At 45.8% G+C, this 17,863-nt stretch carries 11 protein-coding genes; all 11 read left to right on the top strand.

Annotated features, from left to right (window positions below):
• Positions 1–43: 43 nt before the first annotated feature.
• Positions 44–1,123, top strand: a complete 1,080-nt coding sequence (locus AB4Z45_RS13760) for a Gfo/Idh/MocA family protein (protein ID WP_441909867.1) — start codon at positions 44–46, stop codon at positions 1,121–1,123.
• Positions 1,124–1,156: 33 nt separating this feature from the next.
• Positions 1,157–1,993 (top strand): sugar phosphate isomerase/epimerase family protein, encoded by an 837-nt coding sequence (locus tag AB4Z45_RS13755; protein WP_076270088.1) that lies wholly within the window; start codon positions 1,157–1,159, stop codon positions 1,991–1,993.
• A 228-nt stretch (positions 1,994–2,221) separates the two neighbouring features.
• Positions 2,222–4,606, top strand: a complete 2,385-nt coding sequence (locus AB4Z45_RS13750) for a glycoside hydrolase family 95 protein (protein WP_441909865.1) — start codon at positions 2,222–2,224, stop codon at positions 4,604–4,606.
• Positions 4,607–4,611: 5 nt separating this feature from the next.
• Positions 4,612–7,440 (top strand): glycoside hydrolase family 3 C-terminal domain-containing protein, encoded by a 2,829-nt coding sequence (locus AB4Z45_RS13745; protein WP_441909863.1) that lies wholly within the window; start codon positions 4,612–4,614, stop codon positions 7,438–7,440.
• Between the two features lie 142 nt (positions 7,441–7,582).
• Positions 7,583–7,936: a hypothetical protein gene (locus AB4Z45_RS13740; protein WP_441909862.1), complete on the top strand. Its 354-nt coding sequence runs from the start codon at positions 7,583–7,585 to the stop codon at positions 7,934–7,936.
• Between the two features lie 207 nt (positions 7,937–8,143).
• The gene (locus AB4Z45_RS13735) at positions 8,144–9,946 is read left to right on the top strand and encodes a cache domain-containing sensor histidine kinase (protein WP_441909861.1); all 1,803 of its coding nucleotides are present in this window, start codon (positions 8,144–8,146) and stop codon (positions 9,944–9,946) included.
• 1 nt (position 9,947) lies between these two features.
• Positions 9,948–11,495, top strand: a complete 1,548-nt coding sequence (locus tag AB4Z45_RS13730) for a response regulator transcription factor (protein WP_441909970.1) — start codon at positions 9,948–9,950, stop codon at positions 11,493–11,495.
• Positions 11,496–11,781: 286 nt separating this feature from the next.
• Positions 11,782–12,741, top strand: coding sequence for an ABC transporter permease (locus AB4Z45_RS13725; protein ID WP_076270082.1), 960 nt, complete (start codon positions 11,782–11,784; stop codon positions 12,739–12,741).
• 12 nt (positions 12,742–12,753) lie between these two features.
• Positions 12,754–13,647 carry a carbohydrate ABC transporter permease gene (locus AB4Z45_RS13720; RefSeq protein ID WP_076270081.1) on the top strand — a complete coding sequence of 298 codons (894 nt, stop codon included), beginning with the start codon at positions 12,754–12,756 and terminating at the stop codon, positions 13,645–13,647.
• Between the two features lie 70 nt (positions 13,648–13,717).
• A complete protein-coding gene (locus tag AB4Z45_RS13715) occupies positions 13,718–15,442 on the top strand; it encodes an ABC transporter substrate-binding protein (protein ID WP_339208536.1) in 1,725 nt (574 codons plus the stop codon).
• A 92-nt stretch (positions 15,443–15,534) separates the two neighbouring features.
• Positions 15,535–17,559, top strand: a complete 2,025-nt coding sequence (locus tag AB4Z45_RS13710) for a beta-galactosidase (RefSeq protein ID WP_441909859.1) — start codon at positions 15,535–15,537, stop codon at positions 17,557–17,559.
• The last annotated feature ends 304 nt before the right edge of the window (positions 17,560–17,863 follow it).

The following is a 17,863-nucleotide window of genomic DNA, read 5'->3' as shown; positions in this document are numbered from 1 at the left end:
ATTGCTGAGCAAGGGTTCATTCAAAATTATAGGAGGAATTTCATTGACTGCAGAAAATAAGATTAGAATAGGTATTATCGGTGCGGGAAATATTGGCAACGTCCATGCAGGAGAATTTTCTAAGCTTGGCGAAGAGTGTATCATTACGGCGATTACTGATCTGGATTTGAAGCGAGCAGAGAAAGCAGCCAAGCAATATGGTATTGAGCATGTTGCGGCTTCCAATGAAGAGTTGATTCAGCGAGCTGACATCGATGCGGTCATCATCGGTGTGCCTAACCAATTCCATGCTCCGCTTGCCGTTCAAGCTCTTGAAGCGGGCAAGCATGTATTGATAGAGAAGCCGATGGGCATTAACAGCGATGCTGCTCGTCAAATATTGAGAGCAAGCGAAGCAGCAGACCGTGTCGTCATGGTCGCTCATCAAATGCGCTGGGAATCTGTTGCAATGCAAATTAAAGAGCAAATCGACCGTGGTGAGCTTGGCAAAATTTATACAGCCAAAACGGGCTGGTTTCGCCGCAAGGGCATTCCGGGCTGGGGCACATGGTTTACACAAATGGATCAATCAGGCGGCGGCCCGCTTATCGATATCGGCGTTCACATGCTTGACCTTGCACTGTATTTGATGGGCAATCCAAAGCCGGTTTCCGTATATGGATCAACCTATGCAGAGTTTGGACCAAACCGTAAAGGGATTGGCACATGGGGTACACCGGATTGGGACGGAAGGTATGATGTTGAGGACTTGGCTACGGCGCTAATCAAAATGGAAGACGGCAGTACACTCTCGCTTGAAGTGAGCTGGGCAGTTCATATGGATACGGACAATTCACCGTTTATCCATGTAATGGGCTCAGAAGGCGGCGCAAGCTATAGCGGTGCTGAAGGCAAGCTGCTGACAGAAAAATTTGATCGCCCGATTGAAAGTGTTTTGAGCAAAGCAGACAATGATGAAGGTGAGCGCGCTCGTCTTAGCCGTCACTTCCTTGCATGTATTCGTGAAGGTAAACAGCCGATTACTTCCGTATTGACTGGTTTGACGAACAATCTTGTGCTTGATGCCATTTATGAATCATCGCGCACAGGCAATGAAGTGAAGCTGGACTGGAATCTAAATTAATTATAATTGATTGTAGAATGAGGAGGAATTTGTATGTTGAGAGGTTTAACTGGAGCGGGTCTTGGTCGAATCGAAAGTGATGAGCATCTAATTAAGCTCGCTGGCGCGTACGGATTTCAAGCTGTTGATTTGGATGCGGCGTCGCTAATTAATCGCTATGGCGTAGAGCAAGCGCGTGAGCTTCTTGCAAGCAATGGCGTAGTAATTGGCTCCATTGGCCTTCCAGTAGAATGGAGAACAACGGAAGAAGCTTTTCTTGAAGGATTGGAGAAGCTGGCTTCCTCAGCGGCTGCGGCTGCGGCTCTAGGCTGTACAAGCTGCTGCACCTATATTTTGCCTTCAACAGATTTGAAAGCAGCTCGCTTCATGGCACTTGCAACTCGCAGATTGCGTACTTGCGCTCAAATTCTAGGCGCTTATGGCATTCGCCTGGGCCTTGAATTTGTTGGCCCGCATCATTTGCGGACGCGTTGGGAGAATCCATTTATTTGGACGCTCGAGGAAACATTGGAGTGGATCGACGCAATCGGTGAGAGCAATGTAGGGTTGTTGTTTGATGCCTATCACTGGTATACGAACAGCCTGACTGTTGCTGATATTGAAGCGCTTCGTCCAGAGCAAATCGTCCATGTTCATATCAATGACGCGCCGGACGTACCGGTTGAGGAAGCACTCGACAACGGCCGCGTATATCCAGGTGAAGGTGTAATTGATTTAGTAGGATTCCTGCAAGCCCTTAATCGTATTGGCTATAAAGGTGCCGTTTCACAGGAAATCTTATCATCAGAAGCGGAATCGCAATCGCCGGAAGAGCTGGCGCAGCGCTCCAAAGCAGGCTTTGATAAAGTATTTGGCGCAGCTGGTCTGTAAGAAATACACCTTCAAATATAATATGGCTGTTACTTACATCGCTGCAAGCACACATCATCGTGCTTGCAGCGATTTTTTATTATTTAGCGAGAATTCGAAAAAACGCTAATTTTGACATGATTTTTCATGAAATGTATGGGGTACTGTCGAGTAGGGCAATTCCGTTATGATGAATAATAACTGTTTTTTAAAGCGCTGTGAACAGAGCGATAATAGGAGACCAAAAACATGGGATATAAAGCAGAGCAGCTTCATCCGTTAAGCCTTTGGTATAGGCAGGCTGCTTCACGATGGGAGGAAGCGCTGCCCATTGGGAATGGCCGATTAGGCGGTATGGTATTTGGCGGCGTGGAGCAAGAACGCATTCAATTAAATGAAGATACATTGTGGTCAGGCTTTCCGCGGGATACGAACAATTACGAAGCGCTGCGCTATTTGAAGCGAGCCCGTGACTTCATCGCAGATAAAAAATTTGTTGATGCGGAGCAGTTAATCGAGGCGAAGATGCTTGGAACAAACACAGAGTCCTTTCAACCAATGGGCGACTTGTTTATAGAGCAGCATTTTGAACACGCGCATGATCAGGCCGCAGATTACATTCGCAAGCTTGATATCGATGCAGGCATCGCTGCTGCACGGTTTCAAGTGGGTAAAACGGTTTACTCGCGCGAGATGTTCGTTAGCGCGGTGGATCAAGTATTATGCGTTAGATACGAGTCAGAAGGAGAAGAGCTGCTAGAGCTTACAGCAGCAATGACTTCCTCCGTACAGTATGGAATCGAGGCAGCAGGCAGCGACGCTATCGTACTTCACGGTCGTTGTCCAAGTCATGTAGCAGACAATTATTTGGGCGATCATCCGCTGGCTGTACAGTATGAGAATAATCGCGGCATTACGTTTCAAGGAAAACTGATGGTCAAGATAGAAGGCGGCAAACTATCGATAAACAGCAATAAGCAAATAAATATTCAAGGGGCAAGCTCGGCTACATTTCTATTAAGCGCAGCAACAAGCTTTGTGAATTTTGATGTTCAGCCTGACAAAACTGCTGCTGCCCTGACCGAGCAAAACGATCGCCTACTGGAGAAATCATTAACATTCAGCTATGAACAGCTGCGAGAGCGCCATGTAGGGGATCATCGAAGCTTGTTTCAACGCGTGCAGCTCGATTTGGGGCGGACGGCACAAGCTCGATTGCCGACAGATGAGCGGCTGGAAAACTATAAGCAAGGCAAACAAGATCCAGATTTGGAAGCGCTATACTTCCAATACGGCCGATATTTGCTTATGGCAAGTTCGCGGCCTGGCACGCAGCCGGCTAATCTGCAAGGCATATGGAATGACCGGGTTCAGCCGCCTTGGAACAGCGACTATACGACGAATATTAATACGCAAATGAATTATTGGCCGGCGGAAATAGCAAATTTGAGCGAATGCCATGAGCCTTTGTTTCGCTTGATTGAGGAGCTCAGCATCACGGGAGCCCGTACCGCGGCTATTCATTACAACAGTGCAGGCTGGGTAGCGCATCATAATGTGGATTTATGGCGGACATCAACGCCGACAGCCGGCCATCCAAGCTGGGCTTTCTGGCCGCTTGGCGGCGTTTGGCTGACGCAGCATTTATGGGAGCATTATTTATATCATCCGAGTGAAGATTTTTTGAGAGAAAAAGCTTATCCCTTAATGAAGGGCGCAGCTTTATTTTGTTTGGATTGGCTTCAGGAGAACGACAAAGGGCAGCTGATGACTTCGCCATCCACGTCGCCAGAGAATAAATTTCTGACCGCACAAGGCGAGGTTAGCAGTGTTGCTGAGTCATCTGCTATGGACATTACTTTAATTGGCGAGCTGTTTGATCATTGCGCAGCAGCTGCGAGCTTGCTCGGAATCGATGCATCTTTCAAGCAGCAGCTGGAAGCAGCGAGGAGCAAGCTTCCTCCGCTGCAAATTGCGCCTAATGGACAATTGCAGGAATGGCATGATTATTTTGAGGAGCACGAACCTGGGCATCGTCACGTATCTCATCTATATGGTTTATATCCAGGTACGTCCATCAATCAAGAAACAACTTCGGAGCTTGTGGAAGCGGGCCGCCTTTCACTTGAGAGCCGCATAAACCACGGAGGCGGCCATACAGGCTGGAGCTGTGCGTGGTTAATTAACTTATTTGCGAGGCTGAAGGATTCGAAGTCTTCTTATCACTTTATCCATACTTTGCTTGCACGCTCTACGCATCCGAATTTGTTCGATGATCATCCACCGTTTCAAATCGATGGAAACTTTGGCGGTACGGCGGGCATTGCAGAGCTTCTGCTGCAAAGCCATTTGGGTTATATCGAGCTTCTGCCAGCGCTCCCGGGTGCATGGCCGGCAGGTTGCGTGAAAGGTCTTAAAGCGCGTGGAGGGTTTGTTCTCGATATGGAATGGACAGATGGCAAGCTGACGACTGGGCGCATGCAATCCACACACGGATCGATTTGCAGCTTACGATCGAAGGAATCCATTACCGTTGCCGCTTCAGATGGTACAGCTATCGATGCGTCAAAGCCATTTCCAACAAACAAAAATGAATGGTATAGCATATTTACATCCACGATAGAGGGGGAGTAAGCATTATGACGACCAGTATACGTTTTCCATTTGAAAATTTAGAGCTTCCGCTTGAAGAACGGGTAACCGATCTTGTTTCACGTTTTACGCTGGATGAGAAAATTGAATCGATGGTTCAATACCAGCCTGAAATAAAGCGATTAGGCGTAAAGCCGTACAAACATGGGACGGAAGCGGCGCACGGAATGGCGTGGTTAGGCGAAGCGACCACGTTCCCTCAGCCCATCGGGCTTGGCTGCACTTGGAATCCTGTGCTGCTGAAGGAAGTAGGCTCTGCAATCGGTGACGAAGCACGCGTTTACTTTCAGCGAAACCCAGCCATCAACGGCTTGACGCTGTGGGCGCCAACGGTGGATATGGAGCGAGATCCGCGCTGGGGAAGAACAGAAGAGGCTTATGGAGAAGATCCTAAGCTGACAGGTGAGCTAACAGCCTCGCTGGTACAGGGCATTCAAGGCGATCACCCGCTTTACTTTAAAGCGGTAGCGACCTTGAAGCATTTTATCGGCAATAACAATGAAATCAATCGCGGCAGCTGCTCGGCAAGCATTGATCCGCGCAATATGAAGGAATATTATCAAGCAGCGTTCAAGCCTGCTTTCGTCAAGGGCGGCACTTATTCGATGATGACCTCGTACAACTCGGTTAATGGCACGCCTACTATTTTGCACGAGGATGTAAACAAAGTAGTGAAAGCGGAATGGGGCATGAACGGCTTCATCGTCAGCGATGCGGGAGATTTGCTTGGTATCGTCAACGATCATCAATATTATGATTCTTATAAGAAGGCAGTAGCTCATTCCATCAAAGCAGGCATCGACAGCATAACGGATGATAAAGAAAAATCATGCGCGGCTATTCGCGAAGCTTTGACAGAAGGGCTGCTGTCTGAGCAGGATTTGGATAAAGCACTCATTAACACCTTCCGTGTACGTTTCCGCTTGGGAGAGTTCGATCCCGCTGAGCGGAATCCTTACGCGGATATGCCTGAATCGAAACTATGTGCGCCGGAGCATGGACAATTATCGTTGCGGGCTGCAAAAGAGTCGATTGTTTTGCTCAAAAATGAGAACAAAACGCTGCCGTTGAATAAAGAAAAGCTAAGCCGTGTAGCAGTTATCGGGCCGCTTGCCGACGTTGTATACCGAGACTGGTACTCTGGTTCACTGCCGTACAAAGTAACACCACTTGAAGGCATCAAGAGCAAGCTTGCCGGCAAAGAAGTAACATTCAGCAGCGGCAATGATCGCGTTCGATTGAAATCAGCTGCGAATGGAAAAGCATTGCGCGCATCCACAGAACATGCAAACCGTCTGCAAGCGACTGATTTGGATGAGGAAGGCGATACATTTGAGGTGACAGATTGGGGCTGGGGCAGTTATACGCTAGAGAGCATGGATTCCGGCAAGCTGCTTACAAGCGCAGATGATGTCAATATTGCAGCAGCTGCAAGCGAAGCTTTTGGCTGGTATGTGAAGGAAGTGTTCAAGCTTGATGAGCAAGCTGATGAGAAATTTGCGATACGAACTTGGAACGGCAAGCTGGTCTCTGCCCCTAATGGCGGCGCAGATTCCCTTCAAGTTACGGAATTAGCGGATATAGGAGCAAGCGAGCTGTTCTCTAAAGATGTTATCGCGAACGGAATTGCAGAAGCGGCAGCTGCAGCCAAAGCAGCAGAAACGGCAATTGTTTTCGTAGGCAATAATCCGCTTATTAACGGAAAAGAAGAAATCGATCGTCCAAGCCTTGACCTTGCCGCTTCGCAAAATGAATTAATTAGCGCGGTATTCGCTGCTAATCCGAACACGGTCGTCGTAGTTATTGGAAGTTACCCATTTGCACTTAACAAGGTAAACGAGCAAGTTCCCGCGATTGTTTATTTATCACATGCGGGTCAAGAGCTGGGCAATGCCATTGCTGACGTTTTATTCGGTGATTATTCGCCGGCTGGACGCTTGAATATGACTTGGTACAAATCAGAAGAGCAGTTAACCGATCTAATGGATTATGATATTTTGAAAGGAAAACGAACATATCTTTATTTCGATGGCGAACCGTTGTATCCATTTGGTTATGGTCTTAGCTACGGTTCATTTCGATACGGTCCGCTTGAGATTACGAATAACGCTGCGAGTATGAACGGCAGTGTAACGGTGAAACTGCAGGTTACGAATGAGAGCGGCGTCGCAGCGGATGAGGTTGTCCAATTATATGTACGAGTGGAGGGCTCAAGGGTACAGCGTCCGCTTAAGAAGCTGGTTTGCTTCACGCGGATTTCATTCGAGCCTGGAGAGACGAAGCAAGTAGAGCTTGTAGTTCCAGCAGAAGAGCTTGCTATTTGGGATGTAACACGGGACCGTTTCTGCCTTGAATCGGCGGCTTATACGTTTGCAGCTGGTGCCTCCTCCGCACATCTCCTTGCCGAGGGTACAATAACAATCGAAGGCGAGACCATTCCACCACGTCAGTTATCCTTGCAGACGCGTGCGGAAAACTATGATGATTATGCGCATGTTTATTTGGATGAGAGCAAGGAAGGCGGAACGGCAGTCCGTTTATCGCAAGCAGTGGGCTGGATCAAATTTAACGATGTTGATTGGTCAAACGGTCCAAGTGTATTTGAAGCTCGCGTTTGCGGCGGCGCTCAAGGCGGAGAGTTGTCTATTCAGATGATCAGCCCGGCCGCTGTTTTTAGAGGCTCATGCTCGGTTGAATCAAGCGGTGAGCAAGAATGGCAAACGATTCGTATTGATCTGCCAAGCTGCAAGCTGAGAGGCGATCTGGTAATTGGTTTGACGGAAAGCGTGAAGCTGAGCTTCTTCCGCTTCCAATAATAAGAGCTTGTTCGTACGGAGCTGTCTTCAGGTGCTAGATAGCGCTTGTTGCAGCTCCGTTTTTGCGGTTATGGTTGCTTTTTATGTAATGCCGCTTTATTCTTTAAATGAACAATGAGCATCGACAGAGGAGCTAGTCCATATGGCAAACGACATTGAAATCAACTTGTATAAAGATTGGATAAATACGGTGAAAGAAATCTTCCGGGGGTCAGGACATCCTTTGCCTGAATCCATTAGCGATCGGGAGGCAGCATTTGCTTACTTCTCGCAGACCGCACAATCGGAAGAGGAAGCAGCGCAGCAGGCGGATGCGAATGAAGAACGCCTTGCCTCGCTGCAGCAGACGATCATCGATCATTTTGAAACGGTTATTGTGCCGGATATTCGCAGCAGAACAAATTATGAAGGCGATCGTTTTGCTTTCAAATGGTTGTACAACAAAGGCGAGCATATCGTTGAAGAGCACTCATCCTACCGAATTCCGCTCTCTTAAGAGCGGGATTTTTGCATCGTATAGGCAGCGCTCCCATATTGTCTAATTTTCATATGATAAAATATTGAATTAGTGATGTAGGCACGGCAGATTGCCAGCATTATAATGTAGATGCCTTAAAATTTTACGCGAAAAAGTAAACGCTTACCTCAGCCGATACTAACGAATGAAGTTTGCTGCGCAAAGCTTTAAGGAGGAGCCGTTTGTATGAAGAAGAGCATTCGAACAATGGGGCAAAGAATGAACAATATTCGAATCAAAAAGAAACTTATTATTTCTTTTATTCTCGTTGTTTTTGTACCGGTGCTTATCGTAGGCATTTTTCTTACCGTCGCTTTTAGGCAAAATGTGCTTGATCAAGCGACCCAGCAAATTACGAATAACGTCGAGCGAATTAAGAAGCAGACCTTGGATGTTATACGCATGCCAATCGAAATTTCCGACAAGCTGCTGGTCGATAGCAGGTTAACGAACGTCGTCAACACGCAATACAGCTCCACGTTTGATGTCGTTAAGGCGTTTTGGGATTACCGTGATTTTAAAGATTACATTAAACTATACAGTGAAGTCTACAACATACGCTTTTATACGACGAATATGACGATACTCGACAATTGGGAGTTTCTGAAAGTTACCGATCCCATTGCGAGAACAGACTGGTATAAGTCAGCAATGAAGCGCGATGGCATTCACTGGGAATACATTAAGGATGAAACTAAAAATAACCGCCGTTATTTAAGTCTGATTCGGAAGATCACGTTCCCAACGTATCGGACAAGCGGCGTACTAGTGATAGGCGTGAATCAGGATGAGCTTAATGCGATGATTAGCCAAGAGCCGTTTGATACGATGATTATTGATGACAATGGTTATATGATTGCAGCGAAAAACCCCGAATGGGTAGGTAAAAATATTTCTGAATTAGACTTTGCCAGTAAACTGACGAATAAAGCAGCAGGCACCTATGAATTCAAATACGAAGGAAAACCTTCGAAAATTGTGATCGAGGATCTTCAGCCTGAATCAAGCTTTAATCGTTTGAAAATCGTATCTGTATTTACAATTGATAGTATTGTAAGTGGAGCTAATCGCATAAGCTTGCTTGGGCTAGGCATTATTTTGCTAAGCTTAGTTATAGCCTTCGTTATGATTTATATTTTTTCTGCGATTATATCGAAGCGGATGCTGGTCCTGAATAAAGATTTGAACAAAGTAGCGATGGGAGATTTGAACGTGATTTCGCATGTGACAGGCAATGACGAGATTGGCATCCTGTCCAAGCAATTCAACAACATGGTCGTAAGTATTCGCGGCTTAATGGACGAGGTAGCGGAATCGCATAAACAGCAGGCCCAGCTGCAGCTTAGACAGAAGGAAATTAAGCTGAAAATGATGGCCAGCCAAATCAATCCTCATTTTTTGTTTAACGCGCTTGAATCGATTCGAATGAAGGCTCATATCAAGGGCGAGACAGAGATTTCTTCAATCGTTCGTATGCTTGGTAAAATGATTCGTCGAAATTTAGAAATAGGCCCACGCAAAATTGCATTAAAGGATGAACTGGAAATGGTGCGCTGCTATTTGGAAATTCAAAAATTCAGATACGGCAACGATCGATTGACGTTTCGCCTCGATATCGATGCTAACGGTCAGGAGATCGAAATTCCGCCGCTCATTATTCAGCCTCTCATCGAGAATGCTGTTGTGCATGGTCTTGAAAATGTTGCTGAGGGCGGATTCGTATGGTTAAAGACAGAGGTCAGTGATCATATGCTTCGGGTCGAGGTATCCGACAATGGCGTAGGAATCAGCGATGAAAAGATTAATGAAATCAATGAATCGCTGAATGATATGGAAGAAGAGGAAGAATACCGAATTGGGCTGCGCAATGTCCATCAGCGGCTGGTCATGATTTATGGGGACGGATATGGCTTGACGCTGACGAGCGAGCTTGGAGCGGGTACGCGCATTACTTTTGAAATTCCAATAGGGGGTCATTCGCTTGCATAAAGTGCTCATTGTAGACGATGAACCGATGATTCGAGAAGGACTGCAAACATTAGTTGATTGGAGCAAATTCGGCTTTGCCGTCGCAGGGACAGCAGCTAGTGGACGCGAGGCAGTCGAGAAGCACGGCGTGCTGAGTCCTGATTTGATTCTGATTGATATCCGCATGCCTGGCATGGATGGACTACAAGCGATTGAGGAAATAAGGAAAACAGACAATAGCTGTCATTTTTTAATTTTGAGCGGCTATGCGGAGTTCAATTATGCTAAGCAGGCGATCGCGCATAATGTGGATGGTTATATTTTAAAGCCGATTGATGAAGATGAGCTGGAGAGCTATGTCGAACGTGTCTCTGCACAGCTACAAAGTCAGTCGGAGCAGCGTCAAAATACAGAGCAATCGACTGCTTTACTGCGTGAGGAGATGCTGTATCAGCTCTCAAGCGGGAAGCTGGATGCAAATACGGCTAACAGCCACGAGCTGAAAACATTATTGGGTGAGCCGGCGAAATATTACCAGCTGATGTTGATCGAGCTCTACAGCAGGGAGCATTCCCTTACGCTGAATGCAACGCTCAAGAAGAAGCTGACGGACATTGTTGAAGAGAAGCAAATCGCCTGGGTTTTTTCTGCCGAGCCTTATATTGGGATATTGCTTAAAGATTATGTGCTTCAAAATGGCTCGCGCGAGCAAATGAAGCTGTGGATCGAGGAATGCTGCGGAACGAAGGTGAAATTTACAGCTGCGGCAAGCGAATCCGTTCGCGAACCCGCGGAGCTGCAAAAATGGTCCATGCCCATTCACGACCTATTAAAGCAGCGGTTCATGCTGCAAGGACAATTCATCCATATGGCATCTTTAGCGGTGGAGAGACAGCAGGCGGAGGCTGAGCCTAGCAATCAATTATCAATCGATAGCCTTGCTCAAAAGCTTTATTATATGCTGGATATCGGGAGCAAAGAGGGAATGGAAAAAGCGCTGCAGGAGGCGTCAAAGCAAATTATCGCTTTTGATTCTTCCGAGCCGTTCGTCAAATCGAGCTGGGCGCAGCTTCTCACAATTGTACTTAATAAAGCGGCCTTGTCTAATCCGCAGCTATCGCTTCATGAGGATCTGTCGATGATTACCGCCTTGTACCTTGCCCATCATTATGAGGAAATGATTGCGCAGCTGCAAACCCGTCTGTCGGAGCTGGCGATGAAAACCTCGAAATCAGACAGCTTGTCGGTCATGAAACAAATGACTGATTTTATTGAACGTCATTATAGTGAAAATATTAAGCTGGAAACGCTGGCTGATCTATTTAATTACAATAGCGGCTATTTAGGCAAAATGTTCAAAAACTATACGGGTGAGCATTTCAACACGTATTTGGATCAAGTGCGAATACAGCATGCCATTGAGCTGCTGCAGGAGGGGCTCAAGGTTCATCAGGTGTCGGAACGGGTCGGATATGCGAATGTTGATTATTTCCATAGTAAATTTAAAAAGTATAAAGGAGTATCTCCCTCATCCTTTAAAAGTATTTCTGGTAGAACGGCTTTGGAATAGGAAGCTGTTGTTCCTATAATCTTTTTATACTTACAAACATCTATTTCACAGGACTGATAGAGTCGCTGGCGAGCTAGATGTTTTTTTTATTTTTTATGTAACCAATGGTTATGAAAGCGCTTGAAAGAACGTATTTTCATATGATTTTAGGTCTAATTATATGGGTGCCGGAGGATAGGTTCTATCGTTTATGATAAGTACAGATAAGAGAGGGTAAGCTACTCACCACATAAGGTAGCTTGCGAAGACGTTTTTGCACGAAGCAGAAACAGTAGGAGGAGCAGCTATGAAACCGCTAACAGATAGTCCTAAGCAGTTAAGGGCGACAAACAAAAGGAATCGATTTTGGTTCAAAGCCATTCAGCAGCGTTACTTGTACATGATGTCGCTGCCGTTCGTCATCTGGATCTTCCTATTCAGCTATGTGCCGGTATGGGGCTGGTTGACCGCATTTCAGAATTATAAGCCGAAAAACGGGATATTGAATCAAAAATGGGTAGGTCTTGATAATTTCATAGAGCTGTTTCAAGACGAAAGATTTTATATCGTTTTGCGAAACACGCTGGCCATGAGTACGATGGGGCTTATCGTAGGGTTTACGATTCCAGTTATTTTTGCGCTATTGCTTAATGAAATAAGAGGGCAGTTCTTTAAGCGCTCTGTACAAACCATTTCATATTTGCCGCACTTTGTATCTTGGGTTGTTGTTGCGGGGCTTGTAACGAAGATGCTGTCAACAGACGGCGGTGCGATTAATCAATTATTGATGTTTCTTAACATCATTGATACGCCGATTCAGTTTATGGCCAAGGGCGAATGGTTCTGGAGCGTCGTGACCTTATCGGATTTGTGGAAGGAAATGGGCTGGAATTCCATCATCTTTTTAGCTGCGATGGCAGGAATAGATCCTGAGCTTTATGAAGCATCGACTGTCGATGGGGCAGGCAGATTCCGCAAAATGTGGCATATTACATTACCGGGAATTAGAACAACCTTTATGGTGCTGTTCATTTTATCGATCGGTCATTTAATCAGCATTGGCTTCGAGAAACAGTTTTTGTTAGGAAATCCTCTTGTATCCGATTTTTCAGAAGTGCTCGATCTGTATGCGCTGAAGTACGGTATTCAAATGAGCCGATATTCGTATGGTACGGCAATCGGTATCTTTAACTCCGTCGTCAGCATCCTATTAGTGTTTATCGCGAACGGAATTTACAAACGAGTCACCAAAGAATCAATCATATAGGAGGTGCGGTACATGCAAGGAGCTATGAGAAGAAGTACAAGCGATAAAGTTTTTGACACATGCATTTATGTATTCATGATCATCGTTGCTATCGTAACGTTGTATCCGTTCCTGAATGTACTAGCGATATCATTTAATGATTCGGTAGATACAGTAAGAGGCGGTTTAACTATATACCCTCGCGAATTTACACTCAAAAATTACGAGACGATTTTCGGCTTTGAGGGACTGCTTGTAGGCTTCAAAAACTCGGTTATTCGTACCGTTTTGGGAACGCTCATTGGGGTGTTGTCGGCATCCATGATGGCTTACACTTTAAGTCGTCCAGACTTCCAAGCAAGAAGATGGATGTCCGTTGTATTCGCACTCACGATGTATTTCTCAGGCGGTCTCATTCCAGGGTTTCTGCTTATGAAAAACTTAGGTTTGATTGGTACGTTTTCGGTTTACATCATTCCTGCTATTTTGAGCGTTTGGAACGTGTTCATCGTCCGCTCTTATATTGACGGGCTTCCGTATGCACTCCAAGAATCAGCCAAAATTGATGGGGCAAATGATTGGACTATATTTTGGAAGGTTATCCTTCCGCTTTGTCAGCCTGTACTCGCTACAATTGCTTTGTATATTGCTGTTGGACACTGGAACGCGTGGTTTGATACTTACTTGTTCAATAATAGGAGTCCAGAGAATACGACACTGCAGTATGAGCTGATGAAGGTGCTGCTATCCACGCAAACGGGCAGTAATTATCGTGATCCTAATGCGCAGCAAACGCTGGCGTCGGTTTCACCGGAATCTATCAAGATGGCGATTACGATCGTCGTTACAGTACCGATTTTGCTAGTGTATCCTTTCCTTCAGAAGTATTTTGTCAAAGGCATGACGCTTGGCGCAGTAAAAAGTTAATATTGGTAATAGCAGGTTTCCTGTTATATACACGAGCATGATGAACGAGAAAAAGGGAGGCTTTCAAGCAATGAAAAGAAAAATGCAAATGGCTTTAAGCTTGGTATTGGCACTAGTATTCGTATTTGTCACGGCATGCGGCAATTCGAATAATGAAGGCGGCAAAAATAAAGAAACGAACGCGCCAGGCAATTCCACGAATTCACCAACAAATGCAGCAGAGCCTGAGAAGGGTGATCCGATTACGATTCGTATCGCTTCTGGCGACGCGAACCCGAGCTGGGACGATATGAAGTCGGATGTAGGGCAATTTATTGTAGATAAAACAGGCATTACGATTAAGCAAGAGTTCCCTGTCGGCGGCAGTGACACAGATATGTTTGCCCTTATGGTAGCAAGCGACGAGTTTCCCGATATGGTTATGCCAAAAGGCAGCGCAGGCAAATTGGTTGATGCTGGCGCACTGATCGATCTTCGACCTTTGATTGAGGAGCACGCACCGAACCTGAAAAAGATTTACGGCGAATACTTTAACCGTCTTCGTTGGAGTAAAGATGACGACGCGATTTATGTGCTTCCCCAAGACGGCGTAGGGCAAACCTACTTCGAAGCTGGCGGCGGTTTCCAATTGCAGCACCAAGTGCTTGAAGCTGCAGGTTATCCGGAAATCAAAACGGTACAAGACTATGAAGCTGCAATTAAAGCTTATATTGAGAAGAACCCTAAAACAGCTGATGGCCAGCCGACAATCGGTATGTCGCTTAACGGCGGTGAATGGCAAATTCTAATTTCAGTTACAAACCCGGCTTTCTATGCAACAGGCGCTCCAGATGATGGCGAGTTTTTCGTTAATCAAGACACACATGAAGCGATCATGCATTACCAGCGCCCTGAGGAAAGAGAGTATTTCCGTTGGTTGAACCATATGAACGATATCGGTCTGCTTGATAAAGAAAGCTTCGTTCAAAAATACGATCAATATAAATCAAAAATTGCTTCCGGCCGTGTGCTTGGACTTATTGACCAAAACTGGGATTATGGCGAAGCAGAAAACGCTTTGAAAGCAGCTGGCAATTTTAAATCAACTTACGCTCGTTTTCCTGTAACGCTGAATGATACATTCCAAGATCACTCCTTCCAAGGCACAGGTTACCTATCTGGTTATGGAATTGGGATTACAAAGGATGCAAAAGATCCAGTACGCTTAATCAAATTCCTTGATTACCTTGCATCTGATGAAGGTCAAGTATTAGTTAACTGGGGTATTGAAGGCAAGCATTACAATGTAGAAGGCGGGAAACGTGTTATTCCTGCAGATGTTCAAGCTCAAAAATCAAATGACGGCAATACATTTAAGAAAACGACAGGCATTGGCAACTACTTGATTTCTGCTCGCTATGGCGATGGCGTGAAGGACCCTTCTGGAAACTACTATACGACGACATTCCCTGAGCAAATTCAAACGGCTTATTCCGAAGAAGACAAGAAGACGCTAGCGAAATACAATGCGAAAACGTACAGAGACCTATGGCCTGCTGACGATGCATTCCCAGTTCGCAAATACGGCGCAGCTTGGACACTTCCGTTCGAGACGGGCTCGCAAGCAAACGTTATTTTCCAAAAAACACAAGATATTATGAAAAAACGTATCCCTGAAGCGATTCTTGCTAAACCAGCAGACTTCGATAAAATCTATGATGCATTTCTAAAAGATCTTGATGATGCAGGTGTAGCAAAATTGAATGCTGAATTTACAAAAATGGTGCAGGATCGTGTGGAACTTTGGTCGAAATAAGACTCAAAGTGAATTGGCAGGGAGAGGGCTCATCTAATGAGCTCTCTCCCTTGCTGTTAATTAACATAAACTGAAGGGAGATTGAAATAGAAATGATAAACGAGAAACTTCCGAAAATATGGTACGGCGGAGATTACAATCCGGAGCAGTGGGATGATGAGACGATGACAGAGGATCTTCGCATGTTCAAGCTTGCGAACATCGATGTCGCAACGGTTAACGTTTTTTCTTGGGCGCGGATTCAACCAAGTGAAGAAACCTATGATTTCACTGAGCTGGATAACATAATAAACAGACTTCATGGCGACCAAATCGCTGTTTGCCTTGCTACAAGTACGGGGGCTCATCCGGCATGGATGGCGAAGAGATACCCGGATGTCACTCGTGTCGATTATGAGGGCCGCAAACGTAAATTTGGAGGACGCCACAACTCCTGTCCGAGCAGCCAAACCTACCGGCAGCATTCGGGACGCATAGCTGGGAAGCTGGCAGAGCGTTATAAGGATCACCCTGCGATTGTCGCTTGGCATATTTCGAATGAATATGGCGGCTACTGTTATTGCGATAACTGCGCCGTCGCTTTCCGAATATGGCTGCAAAAGCGTTATCACACGATTGAACAATTGAATAAGGTTTGGTATACAAATTTCTGGGGCCATACTTTTTATGACTGGGATGAAATTGAACCGCCTAATGCGCTTAGCGAGGAATGGGGCGGCAATCGATCCAACTTCCAAAGCATTTCGCTTGATTATCGCAGATTTCAATCAGATGCTCTGCTTGATTGTTATTTAATTGAACACAAAGAAATTCGCAAACACTCGCCCAACATTCAAATTACGACAAATATGATGGGTACTTACCCTGAGCTTGATTATTTCAAGTGGGCAAAACATATGGATGTCATCTCGTGGGACAATTACCCGTCGATCGACACTCCTGTAAGCTATACAGCAATGACGCACTCGCTTATGCGCGGTTTGAAAAGTGGACAGCCCTTTATGCTGATGGAGCAAACGCCGAGCCAGCAGAACTGGCAAGCTTACAACGCTTTGAAGCGCCCTGGCGTCATGCGGCTTTGGAGCTATCAGGCAGTAGCGCATGGCGCGGATACCGTTATGTTCTTCCAGCTGCGCCGCTCGATCGGAGCATGTGAGAAATATCATGGCGCAGTCATTGAGCATGTGGGCCATGAGCATACACGCGTATTTCGTGAGTGCGCAGAGCTTGGTCATGAACTGACGAAGCTTTCGGATAAGCTGCTTGATTCGCGAATTGATGCAAAGGCAGCCATCGTATTTGACTGGGAAAACCGCTGGGCAGTTGAGCTATCCAGCGGACCAAGCGTAGCTTTAAAATATGTGGATGAGGTTCATAAGTATTACGATGCCTTGTTTGAATTGAATATTCAAACCGATATGATCAGCATTGAAGAAAATTTCGAGCAATATGATCTCGTCATTGCACCGGTTATGTATATGATTAAACCGGGTTTTGCGGAGAAGGTAGAAGCGTTGGTGGAACGCGGCGGTACCTTCATTACGACTTTTTTCAGCGGCATCGTTAATGAGAATGATCTCGTAACTACGGGCGGCTATCCAGGCAAGCTGCGCAAGGTTCTCGGCATTTGGGCGGAGGAGATCGACGCGCTGCTGCCAGGCCAACACAACCAAATGGTGATGAAAAAAGTTGATGGGGCTCTCAGCGGCACTTATTCATGCAGTCTGCTATGTGATTTGATCCATTCTGAAGGCGCTGAGGTTGTTGCTGAGTATGGCTCGGATTTCTATAAAGGCATGCCAGCGGTTACTGTCAATAAATTTGGCAGCGGGGAAGCTTGGTATATAGCTTCCAGTCCAGATAAAGAGTTCCTGCAGTCGCTGCTCACGAACTTATGCAAGGACAAAGGGATTGAGCCAATCTTGTCCGTACCTACAGGGGTCGAAGTAACACGCAGAAATAAAGATGGGAAATCCTTTACTTTTATTTTGAACCATAACTCAGAGCCTTCTGAGCTTCAGCTTGGCGCTCAGCAGCGAACAGAGCTTCTCACGGGTGAGATTGTCAGCGGCGCTTACAGCTTAGCTGCTAAAGGCGTAATGATTATCGAACAATAAAACATTTGCCTATTGAAATCGCTCTGGATAAGCTTCGCAGCTGGGTGTTTGGCATATGCTGTTGTTAAAAGCCCGGTGTGAGGGGAGCTGCACTTTTGTCTACGAAGCGGCAACGTCATTTATTGAGCTTGCTCGTGCTCATAATGTATGTTTTACTCGTTCTTTTGTTATTAGCCATATTTCTTTAAATAAAGGGTTGCCTTCGATTAAATCATTAGTCGGGGGCAATCCTTTTTTTAATGTAAGAAAGTATATTATTTGCTCCAGATTATCTTGTATATCTCCGTCAAAGCTGATGCAGCAT

The organism is Paenibacillus sp. MCAF9, from assembly GCF_052114265.1.
In the GTDB taxonomy this organism is placed as follows: Bacteria; Bacillota; Bacilli; order Paenibacillales; family Paenibacillaceae; genus Pristimantibacillus.
The sequence above is the reverse complement of the archived record's forward strand: the minus strand, read 5'-3'. Positions and strand labels throughout refer to the sequence as shown.

Coding starts and splice junctions, on each gene's coding strand:
- AB4Z45_RS13725 (WP_076270082.1), top strand. CDS start 11,782: ATGAAACCGCTAACAGATAGTCCTAAGCAGTTAAGGGCGACAAACAAA.
- AB4Z45_RS13740 (WP_441909862.1), top strand. CDS start 7,583: ATGGCAAACGACATTGAAATCAACTTGTATAAAGATTGGATAAATACG.
- AB4Z45_RS13735 (WP_441909861.1), top strand. CDS start 8,144: ATGAAGAAGAGCATTCGAACAATGGGGCAAAGAATGAACAATATTCGA.
- AB4Z45_RS13715 (WP_339208536.1), top strand. CDS start 13,718: ATGAAAAGAAAAATGCAAATGGCTTTAAGCTTGGTATTGGCACTAGTA.
- AB4Z45_RS13745 (WP_441909863.1), top strand. CDS start 4,612: ATGACGACCAGTATACGTTTTCCATTTGAAAATTTAGAGCTTCCGCTT.
- AB4Z45_RS13750 (WP_441909865.1), top strand. CDS start 2,222: ATGGGATATAAAGCAGAGCAGCTTCATCCGTTAAGCCTTTGGTATAGG.
- AB4Z45_RS13710 (WP_441909859.1), top strand. CDS start 15,535: ATGATAAACGAGAAACTTCCGAAAATATGGTACGGCGGAGATTACAAT.
- AB4Z45_RS13755 (WP_076270088.1), top strand. CDS start 1,157: ATGTTGAGAGGTTTAACTGGAGCGGGTCTTGGTCGAATCGAAAGTGAT.
- AB4Z45_RS13720 (WP_076270081.1), top strand. CDS start 12,754: ATGCAAGGAGCTATGAGAAGAAGTACAAGCGATAAAGTTTTTGACACA.